Origin of the sequence: Acinetobacter sp. NIPH 1852, from assembly GCF_022549455.1 — a bacterium.
Lineage (GTDB): Bacteria > Pseudomonadota > Gammaproteobacteria > Pseudomonadales > Moraxellaceae > Acinetobacter.
The window spans coordinates 76,537-88,862 of record NZ_JAKZGG010000004.1 but is presented as its reverse complement, the minus strand read 5'-3'; the positions used below and the strand labels follow the sequence as shown (position 1 = coordinate 88,862).

Sequence of the window (12,326 nt, the reverse complement as noted above, 5' to 3'; positions counted from 1 at the left end):
AGCTTATTGGAGAAGTACGCAGGTGTTTGACCAATGATCGGTCAAACACCCAGAAAAGAGATTATTGGTAAGCAAGCATCAATAAGCCTTTAAAGAGTCCAGCGATGATCGCTAACCCTAAAAAGCCAACCAGCCACAAGCCAATGAACCATTTGATTTGTGATTTTTTCATTTGACTTCACCTCAATGATAGCCGTCGTCACCAATACGAACTTTGTCTCTAAAAATCCAGTAACCCCAAAAGGTGTAGACCAAGATGATTGGAATCATAATACCTGCACCAACTAAGGAAAATAGCTGACTATTTCTTGGCGCAGCAGCTTCCCATATCGTGACCGACGGCGGGATGATGTAGGGCCAAAGACTGATGACAAAGCCTGAATACGCAAGAAACATCAGCATGAGGGTATAAACAAAAGGTTTGTATTCACTTCGTTTTACACAGGCACGCCATGTTAAAAATGTAAATGCGATCACTAAAATTGGCACAGGGCTAAAATATAGTAGTTGCGGTAAAGCAAACCATTTTTCAGCGATTGCTGGCTGACTATAAGGCGTGTACAAGCTGACGGCAACGAAAATAGCCAATAGGGTGAAGATCAGTTTTGGCATCAGGTTGTACATTTTGTTTTGCAATTCCTGATCTGTTTTCAGGATGAGCCAGCCACAACCTAAAGCTGCATACATCACGACCACACCGAAACCAGTAAACAGTGCAAAAGGAGTCAGCCAATCCAAACCGCCACCGACGTATATGCCGTTCTCTGTTTTTAAGCCCTGAATGTAGGCACCTAAAATCACGCCTTGTAAGAAGCTCGCCAGTGTTGAACCCCATATAAATGCCATGTCCCAAAGTGCTTTGGAACGATTGGCTTTAAAACGGAATTCAAATGCAACGCCGCGAAAGATCAAGGCAATCACCATTAAGGTAATAGGCATATACAGTGCGGATAAAACTGTGGCGTACACGATTGGAAACGCTGCGAACAATCCAGCACCGCCTAATACCATCCATGTTTCATTGCCATCCCAAACAGGCGCAACGGTATTCATCATTACATCTCGTTCTTGTTTTCCTTTTATAAAAGGGAACAAAATGCCGATACCGAGATCAAAACCATCGAGCACCACATAGATCAATACACCAAAGGCAATAATCATTGCCCAAATGAGAGAAATATCCAGCATGTTATTCTCCTTTGCCTTGATCTTTGTTTTCAAGACTGTCATCAACAGCACTTAAAGGACGCATTGGGGTTTTAAAATGTCCAACGCCTCCAGTCTCTGGTATTGGTGTATCGATAAACTGAGGACCTTTGTGTATCAGTTTGAGGATGTAGTAAATACCTGTACCAAAGACGATGGTATAGACCACCACAAAGATAATCAGCGTGAGTCCAACTTGTTCGGCAGAAACACTGGATAAAGCATCTTTAGTCCGTAAAACACCATAAACCACCCAAGGTTGACGCCCCAATTCAGTGGTAAACCAGCCTGCCAATAAAGCGATGTAGCCTGTTGGTCCCATGATCAGAGCGAATTTATGAAACCATTTCTTTTCATAAATCTGATCTTTTCTGCGTAGAATTAACCCGACAATCGCCAATAAAACCATCAGTGTGCCGAGGCCCACCATGATACGGAAACTCCAAAACACCAAGGTTGAGTTTGGTCGATCTTCAGGTGCAAACTCTTTTAAACCTTTGACTTCACCATCGAGACTATGTGTGAGAATCAAGCTACCCAAATAGGGGATACCCACCGCATATTTGGTGGTCTCTGCTTGCATATCAGGGATACCAAAAAGGTAAAGTGGCATAGGTTCATTGACATTGGTTTCCCAATGTCCTTCCATCGCAGCGAGTTTTGCCGGTTGATATTTTAAAGTATTTAAACCGTGATGATCACCAATCACCACTTGTGCTGGTGCAGCAAATAAGATCATCCACATTGCCATTGAAAATGATTTTTTGACCAATGCATCACGGCGACCACGAAGTAAGTGCCAAGCAGCCGTAGCAGCCACAACCAAGGCAGAAACAAGAAATGCAGCCACTGCCATGTGTGCAAAACGGTATGGGAATGATGGATTAAAGACAATCGCGAACCAATCTGTAGGAACGATGATGCCATTTTCAATCGCAAAGCCTTGCGGTGTTTGCATCCAGCTATTGGAGGATAATATCCAGAACATTGAGATACATGTACCGATGGCTACCATCAGCGTCGCAAAGAAATGCGCTTTTTCACTGACTCGTCCCCAGCCAAATAACATGATGCCGAGGAATCCTGCTTCGAGGAAAAAAGCCGAAAGCACTTCATAGGTCAGTAATGGCCCTGTGATACTTCCTGAAATACGGGAGAACTCACTCCAGTTGGTGCCGAACTGATAGCTCATCACCACACCTGAAACCACGCCCATACCAAAAGTGACGGCGAAGATTTTAAGCCAGTACTTATATAAATCTTTGTAAATCGGATCGTGGCTTTTTAGCCATTTCCATTCTAAAACCGCCAGGAAACAAGCCAGCCCAATCGACGTGGCAGGAAAAATAATATGAAAGGAAACAGTAAAAGCGAACTGGATACGTGCCAGTTCTAATGCAGTTAAACCTAAGTCCATAGCGAATTCTCCAGTACAGAGGGAGTCTGTTGAATATCATCTAAACACTGTATTTTTTTAGCGATGTATATCGCTGGCTCTTGCTGCATGGCAGCAAAAGAAACTCGATAAAGCATATATAACTCACTTTCTCAATAAGTAATTTTTGACAAACTAAATAGCTGAAAAAGCAAGCGGTGGGGCACGGCCTTGGGGAATAAGAAATAGGCGTTGTAAAGAAAAGAAGAAGCTGATGAACACTTGTTGTAGGTGCAAATAACGCACCTGTAAGCGAACCAAGACTTCTTGAATACCTAATGTTGGAGGAACAACCAATTGTCCGTAGAAAAAACAAAATGGACATTGATGATTGAAATCATGTTGATGTCCATGATTGGTTGAATTTGAAACGACCTGATCTGAGGCAATACTATGATGATGTTCAGCATGTGAGTGATGTGCATGCAGATCTTGCTGAGGTCTAAATTGGGATGACAAATGCAACACAGTCTCACATGCAGGAGAAATTTGATATTTCTCTGGCAATAGTGGCTGTAGAAAAACAGCAATCTGTAGTGCAATTGTTGCAAATGCAAACAATATCCCAAGTCGATGTATCAAAACACTTCTCTACATTGGTCAGTTCTGAACTGCGAGGATCGAATTTAGTGGAATGTTCACACTAATTATAGATCATTCAGTAATCTCTGATCATACTACCAAACGATAGAAAAAGCTTTATTCCGCCGTAAATTAATTGTTATACACCAACTCGAATTTTGGAAAAGCAAGCATCTCTAAAGTGCTTGAACGTTGAATAGTGAACCGACCCAGCTAGAAAATAACATGGCGAGAATGCCCCACAGCGTAATGCGTAAGCTGCTTTTTAGCATAGAGGTGTTGGCAATGTATCCTGACATTGCACCCAATAACGCGAGAGATAAAATCCCCGTGAGCATCACCGTCTGCGAAATATAAGCTTCGGCACTGAGTAAAATGGCGAACATTGGAAGGGCGGCACCGCAAGAAAAAGCCACAGCAGATGAGAGTGCAGCTTGAATCGGATTGGCTGCGGTATTTTCATGGATGCCGATTTCATCTCTGGCATGTGCACCTAAGGCATCATGTGCAGTCAGTTGTGTTGCGACTTGGTGCGCCAGTTCAGGTTCTAATCCTCGCGATATATATATTTGTGTTAACTCATTCAATTCGGCTTGAGGATTCTTTTTTAATTCCTTTGCTTCAAATTTTAAATCCGCTTTTTCAATGTCTTCTTGAGATTTTACTGACACATATTCACCAGCCGCCATTGAGGTTGCGCCCGCAATCAGTCCAGCGATACATGTAACTAAGAGCGTCTGAGCGTGCGCGCCACTGGCAGCCATGCCCATGACTAAACTGGTGACAGAAATAATCCCATCATTTGCACCAAGTACTGCCGCACGAAGCCAGCCAGAACGTTGTATCACATGAGGTTCAGCATGGTGTGAAAAAGTCATAATGTTCTCTATTTAGGTTTCATTTAATTTTGAATACAAAAAAACAGAGCATCAGCCCATTTTTGAGTTATAGATATTGATTTTTATCAATGATTCATCAACTTAACTTGCTTATAAAATAACTTATTTTAACCATTCGATAACGATGATTTAGTTATAATATGTGAATAACATAACATTATAACTTGAGTTGAATTGACCTTTCCTAACATTTTATATCGGTATTCTGAGTTGAGATCTGCAATGAAAAAATCAAAAAATAAGCTGAGTCATACCTTGTTTATGTTGGGTCTTTTATTCCCGATACAGCAGGTGATGAGTGCCGAGTCTGATTTTGTCAAAGAGGGCGATGCTGCTTATAAGCCAGGCAATCCAATCTATGACCGTTGGGACAGTTTTTATAAAATTGAACAAAGCCAGCCTGAACAAGCAGAAAAAATCTTATTGGAGCTTGCACAACTGACGCCACAGGATATCAAAGTGTGGAAAAGTCTGACCTATTTACAAATTCGTTTGAATAAGCCACATGAAGCTTTGCAAAGTGTACGTCAAGCATCACAGCTTGCACCGCAAGATGACCAACTCAAATTACAACAGGCTTATTTACTCAATCAACAAAAAAATAATAAAGAAGCGTTGTCAATTTTCAAAAGTTTAACCACATCCAGTGATGCCGATATCGCGACTAAAGCACAGCAAGCGGTACAAAATTTGAGTGGTGGGGCAGTCAAACCCGTATTCAAAGATATTTATTTTGCACCATCATATGAGTCGCGCTATGACGACTTCATTTTTCCTCTAAAAATGCGCTATGGGCGCAACTTGGATAATGGTCGTGCACAAGTCTATGGTTTTGTGAATCTTAACCGTGACACAAAATCTAAAGGTGGTGTCCGTCCAGAAATCATTGATGAAAATGCAGCGACTGTCGGTGTGGGGGCGAATTACCAGCCGTGGTTATCTTTACCGATTCGAGCTTATTTAGAAGTTGGCGGTAGTTATGATTTGATTGACCGCAATCGGGATAGGTTTCGCGAAAGTGTGGTTGGTGGTGTAACGGGTTATCAGGAGTGGTATGCAAATCCAAGTGTAGAAAATCGCACGATTTGGAGTGATTATTTTACTGATTTGTATGGCAATGTTGCGAGTTATTCACGTGAAGACTATAACGTGATTGCGGATTTAAGATTACGCTCAGGCTTTAATGTCTACCGAGGTGACACGGGTACAGTACAAGCTTATGCCAAACTACATGCATTAGCTGACTCCAAGGGTGAAAATTATAATAATTTATTTGAATATGGTGCAGGAGTGGCTTGGCAACCTTTCAATTATGTGCCAGTAAAATTACGAGTAGAACGGCTGTATGGGCATTATCTCAAGGATGCTTTAGCCAATGGTCAAGATCGCTATAACAACACACGTACCGAACTTGTATTTTATAAGGATTTTTAATCATGAAAAAACTGATTTCAATTGTATTTGGTACTCGTCCTGAGCTGATCAAACTTGCCCCCGTTATTTTGCTGGCTCAACAAGATGAGCGTTTTCAAGTCGAAGTGATTTTTACGGGACAGCATGATGAATTGGTACGTGATGCGATTGAGTTCTTTCAAATTAAAATAGATCACCGTCTAAAAATGATGAATGCGGGACAAAGTTTAAACCAATTGTTGATTCAAGGTTTGAGTCAATTAGAAGGGATTTTTAATGACGGGCAATATCGTGACGCAATTGTGATTCAAGGCGATACCACTACAGTTTTATCGGCTGGATTGGTCGCATTTTCTATGAAAATACCTGTGGCGCATGTGGAAGCTGGCTTGCGTTCTTATGATTTGGATCATCCATTTCCTGAGGAGGGAAATCGCCAATTGGTCTCTAGAATCACTAGATGGCATTTCGCGCCAACGGAACAGTCCAAACAAAACCTGTTACAGGAACATATTTTAGCAGAGAGCATTACCGTAACAGGCAATACCGTTGTTGATGCAGTTTATCTGGGGCGTGCGTTGATTCATCAACAAGTCACGCAACACGATCATTTACAGCAGCACGGTTTGGTCTTTCCAGAAAATGCGCGGATTGTATTGATCACAGCGCATCGTCGTGAAAATTTTGGCGAAGGCATTGAAAATATTTGTCATGCGGTTGAATATTTAGCACAACACTATCCTGATGTTCATTTTGTTTGGCCAGTGCATTTAAACCCAGCAGTACATGATGTAGTCCATGGTAAATTTTCTCATCATGCACAGGTTCATCTCGTCAAACCATTAGACTATCCAAGTCTACTTGCGGTGATTGATCGTGCCGCGTTTATTTTGACAGATTCAGGTGGCTTACAAGAAGAAAGCCCTTCGTTTAACAAGCCAGTGCTTATTTTGCGAGAAACCACAGAGCGCCCTGAGGTGGTCCAGGTGGGTGCAGGTATTTTAGTTGGCACAGATCAAGCGAAAATCATCGCAGAAGCTGAAAAATTACTTTCTGATCAGGCACATTATGCACGTATGGCAAATGTGCCGAATCCGTTTGGGGATGGTAAAGCATCACAACGAATTTTGGATCAAATTGCTCAGGGCTAATGAGATGTTTTCGCTTTTGCACTTGAACCGTATTTGAGTTTATACCACCATGCCACCACATAGACGGTCATACGGTTCATATAATGTGGGCCGTCAAAGATATAAACTTTTTGCCCTTCATAAGCTTTCAGTTGTTCAATGATTTCCCAAGGATAGGCTGAACGAAACTTTCCATTTTTGGTGGCGCGAAAGGCTTCTAAAACAATAATTACTTTTTCTTGTCCAAATTCTTGTTGTAAGCCATCTAGGATTATTCTCGCTTGTTGGGGTGAGCGCGTGCCCACACCAACACCGTCTTGAAAGAATACGTGAGTTTGCTCAGGTAACCAACTTTTCAGCCATACATCAAAGTGTGCTGGCATAGCTTCAGCACTATAGATGCTGACCCAAAGTGGTTTGGGGAGGGTGCTCAAAGCTTGTCCTAAAATCCCTACGCCGAGCCAAGTTGGATCAGCTTCGACTGGAAAATAATATCCTTTCAATGGGATGGATTGGGTTTTATCAATAATTTGTTGAGAGTTTGCTGCAAGTTGAACAACTTTAGAGCGAGCTAGTTTTTCGTCATATTCTCCAGCCAAGCCCAATATAATATTTTCTGCCCATGGATTTTGATTGAGCTGTTTAAGGTTGATGTTTTTTTCCCATTTGGTGAACCCAATATCATGATCGAACCAAGATTTGGTTTGTACAACAGACCATTGGGGAACAAAGGTTGATACACCCAATAGATCCCAATTTCCTGTAGGGGGTGTTGTTTTTAAATCGGGCTGCCAAAACATTCCTTCAATGTGTGGAGGTTGCGCTTCTGATTGAATCAGATGCATGCAACCTCCCAAAAGTGTGAGGACTGATATAGTTAAAGCAATGATACGTTTTAAATTATTCACTCTTATTGTTAGCATTTGGTTTTTTTCGCCAGTACCAGAGCAAGATGATAAGAATCATAATAGCAGAGATAATAGAAACCAAAATAAAGAAAGAGGATTGTTGAACCAGAGGTACTTTCTGATTTCCTACAATAATTTTCTGTAAGGTAAACACTTGACCATTTTCAGTCACTAATATTTTACTGGCATTGTTTGGAATATCTCGTTGAATTTTCTCCCATAGTTGAGTGAAATTCTGAGCACCACTGATTGAGTCAGTGAGAATATCAAAACGTTGATCATTGACACTGACTAAGAATCCATGCGTTGCGGCAGGAAGATAAACCATATCTTTATGCATTAAGATTTGTTGGCGATAGATATTCGGGTTGACGTGGACATTAATCAGTTCTGGTTTCGCAGGGTCGAATTTAACAAAATTTAATGGAACTGGATCATTGGTCATCAGCATTTTTTTGGCGACTTGGCTCACGATCATTGCGATTTCCAAACTCCCGGACTGACCATCAATCGCAATTGTCGGGTGTGTTGCGAAGGTCATGGATAGTGATGCAACCCCATTTTTCAGTTTATGCGGTAATTTAACCGTCGATTTCTTTGTATCAATCCATAAAGAACCTTTTGCTGTCGGTAAACATTGTGAATTGACGATCACAGAGTTTTCCAACTTCATACTAAAGGTTGTGTTATTCGAAATTGTTTTTGCAAAATAGTTAAATTGTCGATTGACTGGGTCTGAATCTAAGTCAGCCGTTTTTAGACTTCCAGCCAGTCCACCATCGATCCACGTGGTAATATTTGAACCTTCTAATAAACCACTTTGAACCCGAAGCGCAATCTGACCTTGTAAAATATCAGTGGGTTGCCAAACAGCAGGGAAAGTAAGGAAAAGATTTTTTTCAGCTTGATTTAAACGAAAATCACTAATACCAAGATCAGCCAACGTTTTAATTTGTTTAATTTTGGCCCAAGTTGGAGCTGCAAGTTTATCAGTTAGAAAGGTGGATGAAGTATTCAGTTGTTGCAAATAGTGAGGATTTAATAATCCATTAATTGCGGACTCTAACTTTTTAGCTTGATCATACTGGATATGTAAAATAGGAACATCATTTTGAGCACTGAGTTGTACTAAGGTGCCATTTGGCAATGGTGTTGCTGATTTAGAAATCTCAATTAAAAAATCTGCATTTTCACCATCGGGTGGGTTTTGCTCATACCATTTGACTGGTGTAACAGAACCCCATGCGCTCATTAAACGCCCGAGCATTGAAGCTTCGTTTAAGTTAGCTGGATTGTATTTGAGCACACCGATAAACGGCGTTGGACGCACCACTTGTGGATTAAATAGTGCATCAGGTAATTCTTTCAAATGATAAAGTGGGCGATGTCGGGTGTAATCAATTTTTGAGTTGCTTAAATAGGTGACTTGATCTACATCCTCACTACAAAAGGTGGTTCGATCTGCTGCTGGGGATGTGCGGGGAGAGTACTGTTGTATAATAAAATCTAAACGATGAAAGCCACTTGGTGCTGCGGGGATATCAAAGCTGATTTCGCCCGATCCGTTGAGCTGAGTGTTATAAATAAGCTTATCATCATATTTCACCAATAAAGTGGTGTAATGTTCTGTTGAATAGTCACTGCTAAAACGAATACTTTGCCATTCAGAACCCTTACCGACATAAAAGAAATGTGGCTCAATGGTGTATTTGTTGGACGTGTTAATATTGTCAAATGTCCACGTATTCAATGTATCTGCAAAAGTAAATACAGGCAAAGAGAGGGCTGCACTTGCGAATAATGTTTTGAAAATGGGATGATTTAATCGGTTTTTTTTCATTTTATTTTCTCTCCTTGCTACGTTCAGTTTTATACCACTGTAGTGAATTTCCTTGTATCTTATTTTTCAGCATGTCATAAGCCGCTTTAAATACGATAAATAAGAATATTTGTGAATAGGTCACGTAAGATAAAACTGCGAAGAAATATAGTTGAGGTTTTGCTCGTTCTAAAGATAAGGTGAACCACATCTGTGCCACATACAAGCAAAACGATAACGCCCATAACAAGGTAAAGGGTCCAGGTAAAGTAATACCTGCAATACCGAGTAAGCCTAAGGTCAGGGTGATGTGACTCCAAATCAGTGCGGGAACGAATAACACATAGCACATGATGTTGTTAAAAATTTCGATGCCAATCGGAAAGGGCTTTCTTAAAGCGATTGGTAAATATTTACTGGTGACATAGAAGTTGCCTTGAGTCCAGCGTGATCGTTGTTTGATGAAAACGCTCAAAGAAGGTGGATCTTGTTGCCAACCTACAGCATAGGGTACCCATTTAATTCGTCTTTGACCGAGAAAGATTCGGAAACTCATCTCCGTATCATCAACCAGTGATTTTTCATCAAAACCACCAAGGGTTTCTAAGGCATCACGCCAAATTACATAGTTGGTTCCCATCAGGGTTGAAAGTTCAAAGCGTTGCCAACGACCTCCTTGGAAGATCCATTGAAAGAAAATAAATTCAATCGCAATAAAGCGGGTCAAAATACTATCGCGCCAATTACGGGTACGTACTTTGCCATTTACCGCAACCAGTTTTTTATCAGCAAGTAGGGTTTGGGCGAGTAGACGTACACAGTCTGGTTCAGGCGTACTGTCCGCATCATAAACAATGATCAGTTCACCTTTGGCATGGGGTAAACCGTTGTTCAGTGTTCGAGATTTACCTTTACCGCCCATACCTTTTGGTACATTGACAATCTTAATACACGGATAAATGGCTGCCATGCGTTCAGCAATTTCAAGCGTATCGTCTTTAGAGCCATCATTGATCAATAAAACTTCATAAGCATGTGCAGGATAGTCTTGCTGCGCAATGGCATGTAAGGTGTCTTCAATCACCACACCTTCGTTATAGGCTGGAATAAGCACACTCAACATCGGCCATTCGGCTGGAATGGGTAAGTTTTCTAGCTCTTTGGCTGCATTTTTTGAGTATTTCCACGCTTGGTAGCTCAACCATGCCCAAAATGCCTGTGGAATCCAGATCCCAAGAAAGCCGAATAAGAACAGAATATCAATTGCGGGCATGTATTCTCCTCCTTCGAATCATGGCAATGCTCAAAATGAGCAGTAGTGTGCCACCTAGCAACACCGAGGCCCATGAGATCGAACTTCCAAAGCTACTGAGTAGGCTAGGAAAGTGGAGTGACAATAAATAGTCCAGTGGAATTACGACCGTGCTTACCGCAATCATGAAATAGCCGAAGATGTTGGTTTCGACACCTGCGGGTGTACTGGTATATTTAATCTTATTAAAGTTCCATGAGATGCCTAGCTGAGGATATTCGATATTGGTTATAGGCATGTCTGCCGGCGGGTTAATAAGAATTTGATAGCCAGTGGTTTGTGATGTGTTGGTCGTGGCTTGATAAAAAAAATGTTGATGGTGCTGAATTTTACGTGCAGGAATAGACAATTTATTGGGATCGTCTGATTGAATAATATAATTACCTGCAGGTTGAGCAATCAGGTTTTCATCCCAACCTGTTTCGATCAGTGCTGCTAAAGGTCTGAGTCCGAGTGCAGTTGAAAATGTTGCTTTTGATGCAAAATATTTTGGATGCCGCATTTGAAAGAGTGCAATCGGAATAGCACCTTCATTGACTGCTTTTTTAATTTTATAATATTCAATGATACTAAAATAATCATCTGGCAAAATGACTCCTGGTTCGACACCTTTATCAATTAATCGTTTGAAACTTTCAGACTGTAATTGATCAGCGGTAAAGACTGGCCACCACGATTCTGGGTGAGCAAATAGTTGTCTAACCGCTTCAGGAGCTTCAAGTTGAGAATTTAATTTAGTTTTTGCTGGTTGAATGGCGCAGTGGTAATACTGCTGATAAAACTGTTGTAAGGTTGTGTCTGGAACATGTTCGGTTGCGATCAGCAAACCACAAATATTAAGAAGTACGGACATCAGGGCACCTCTTTGATTTGTTGAGATTGGGAGAGATACTCAGTGTGCTGTTCAATTTTAAGTTTTAAGACGGTGAGTTCTTGTAATTGTTGAATAAAAAGTGGATGGGGATGATGTTCATCTATGCTATTTTCATCATGGATAACAATACTTTTGATTTCGCTGAGTTCTTCATTAATAAAATGATAAATCACACTGTCTCGTTCGGTCGATAATATCGCCATGATCTTATTTTGAGTTTCTTTCCAGATGTCTTCACCCAACATTTCTCGAATCAGTATGGTATTGCTAATCTTGATACTGATCACTTCATAGTGGTCTTTATGGGTGAGTTGCAATAACTTTTTAAGCTGATCTTGAAAGTGCTTCAGTGCAGTGAGTGGTAAAATATCATGTTGATAATTTCGGTCATAACTTTGGATCGCACGATAGCTTGCCAATGCATTTTTAATATTATGACGGATGGCACTTAAAAAAATGGGAGCGATCGGTGCTACAAATAAGAGTAAAAGTTGACGTTCAATATAGGTTTGATTAGCCAGATCTAAAAAGAAATAGACCGCAATCGAAACAAACATGACCAAGCCCAATATTAGCGCTTTTCCAACAGTTAAGTATGCGCCCGCGATAACAAGGATCAACAGGAAGATCCAACTGCCACGATAACTTGCTGGCAACCACTCGTAAGCGACTATACCCATAAAAACTTGAGCGGAGATAATCCATAAGAGCAGTGCTGGGGCGGGATTCTTCTGCATAGTAATTTTAG

General features: G+C 40.9%; 11 protein-coding genes. 2 read left to right on the top strand and 9 right to left on the bottom strand.

The window, feature by feature from the left end; genetic code table 11:
• Positions 1-183 precede the first annotated feature (183 nt).
• From cydB to MMO38_RS04805, 4 genes are all read right to left on the bottom strand, one after another.
• On the bottom strand, positions 184-1,188 hold the full coding sequence (cydB, locus tag MMO38_RS04820; protein ID WP_241322762.1) for a cytochrome d ubiquinol oxidase subunit II: 1,005 nt from the start codon (positions 1,186-1,188) through the stop codon (positions 184-186).
• A gap of 1 nt (position 1,189) precedes the next feature.
• Entirely contained in the window at positions 1,190-2,623 is a 1,434-nt protein-coding gene (locus MMO38_RS04815; RefSeq protein ID WP_241322761.1) for a cytochrome ubiquinol oxidase subunit I, read from the bottom strand.
• Between the two features lie 153 nt (positions 2,624-2,776).
• Complete coding sequence (locus tag MMO38_RS04810; RefSeq protein WP_241322760.1) at positions 2,777-3,223, bottom strand: DUF2946 family protein; 447 nt, start codon at positions 3,221-3,223, stop codon at positions 2,777-2,779.
• 176 nt (positions 3,224-3,399) lie between these two features.
• Positions 3,400-4,101: a VIT family protein gene (locus MMO38_RS04805; RefSeq protein ID WP_241322759.1), complete on the bottom strand. Its 702-nt coding sequence runs from the start codon at positions 4,099-4,101 to the stop codon at positions 3,400-3,402.
• Between the two features lie 243 nt (positions 4,102-4,344).
• Here MMO38_RS04805 and MMO38_RS04800 point away from each other — a divergent pair, with 243 nt between their 5' ends.
• A complete protein-coding gene (locus tag MMO38_RS04800) occupies positions 4,345-5,556 on the top strand; it encodes a hypothetical protein (RefSeq protein ID WP_241322758.1) in 1,212 nt (403 codons plus the stop codon).
• 2 nt (positions 5,557-5,558) lie between these two features.
• On the top strand, positions 5,559-6,686 hold the full coding sequence (gene wecB, locus MMO38_RS04795; RefSeq protein WP_241322757.1) for a UDP-N-acetylglucosamine 2-epimerase (non-hydrolyzing): 1,128 nt from the start codon (positions 5,559-5,561) through the stop codon (positions 6,684-6,686).
• Here the strand turns inward: wecB and MMO38_RS04790 are convergent.
• The 5 genes from MMO38_RS04790 to MMO38_RS04770 are packed head-to-tail and all read right to left on the bottom strand — an operon-like array spanning position 6,683 to position 12,315.
• Positions 6,683-7,588, bottom strand: a complete 906-nt coding sequence (locus MMO38_RS04790; protein WP_241322756.1) for a hypothetical protein — start codon at positions 7,586-7,588, stop codon at positions 6,683-6,685. The genes wecB and MMO38_RS04790 overlap by 4 nt on opposite strands.
• A complete protein-coding gene (locus MMO38_RS04785) occupies positions 7,566-9,413 on the bottom strand; it encodes a hypothetical protein (protein ID WP_241322755.1) in 1,848 nt (615 codons plus the stop codon). Before MMO38_RS04785 ends, MMO38_RS04790 begins: the two co-directional genes overlap by 23 nt.
• 1 nt (position 9,414) lies before the next feature.
• Positions 9,415-10,665, bottom strand: coding sequence for a glycosyltransferase (locus MMO38_RS04780; RefSeq protein WP_241322754.1), 1,251 nt, complete (start codon positions 10,663-10,665; stop codon positions 9,415-9,417).
• Positions 10,652-11,557, bottom strand: coding sequence for a hypothetical protein (locus MMO38_RS04775; RefSeq protein ID WP_241322753.1), 906 nt, complete (start codon positions 11,555-11,557; stop codon positions 10,652-10,654). Before MMO38_RS04775 ends, MMO38_RS04780 begins: the two co-directional genes overlap by 14 nt.
• Positions 11,557-12,315: a hypothetical protein gene (locus MMO38_RS04770; RefSeq protein ID WP_034595172.1), complete on the bottom strand. Its 759-nt coding sequence runs from the start codon at positions 12,313-12,315 to the stop codon at positions 11,557-11,559. The genes MMO38_RS04775 and MMO38_RS04770 overlap by 1 nt, the downstream gene beginning before the upstream one ends.
• Positions 12,316-12,326: the final 11 nt, after the last annotated feature.

Coding starts and splice junctions, on each gene's coding strand:
- cydB (WP_241322762.1), bottom strand. CDS start 1,188: ATGCTGGATATTTCTCTCATTTGGGCAATGATTATTGCCTTTGGTGTA.
- MMO38_RS04815 (WP_241322761.1), bottom strand. CDS start 2,623: ATGGACTTAGGTTTAACTGCATTAGAACTGGCACGTATCCAGTTCGCT.
- MMO38_RS04805 (WP_241322759.1), bottom strand. CDS start 4,101: ATGACTTTTTCACACCATGCTGAACCTCATGTGATACAACGTTCTGGC.
- MMO38_RS04800 (WP_241322758.1), top strand. CDS start 4,345: ATGAAAAAATCAAAAAATAAGCTGAGTCATACCTTGTTTATGTTGGGT.
- wecB (WP_241322757.1), top strand. CDS start 5,559: ATGAAAAAACTGATTTCAATTGTATTTGGTACTCGTCCTGAGCTGATC.
- MMO38_RS04790 (WP_241322756.1), bottom strand. CDS start 7,588: ATGCTAACAATAAGAGTGAATAATTTAAAACGTATCATTGCTTTAACT.
- MMO38_RS04785 (WP_241322755.1), bottom strand. CDS start 9,413: ATGAAAAAAAACCGATTAAATCATCCCATTTTCAAAACATTATTCGCA.
- MMO38_RS04780 (WP_241322754.1), bottom strand. CDS start 10,665: ATGCCCGCAATTGATATTCTGTTCTTATTCGGCTTTCTTGGGATCTGG.
- MMO38_RS04775 (WP_241322753.1), bottom strand. CDS start 11,557: ATGTCCGTACTTCTTAATATTTGTGGTTTGCTGATCGCAACCGAACAT.
- MMO38_RS04770 (WP_034595172.1), bottom strand. CDS start 12,315: ATGCAGAAGAATCCCGCCCCAGCACTGCTCTTATGGATTATCTCCGCT.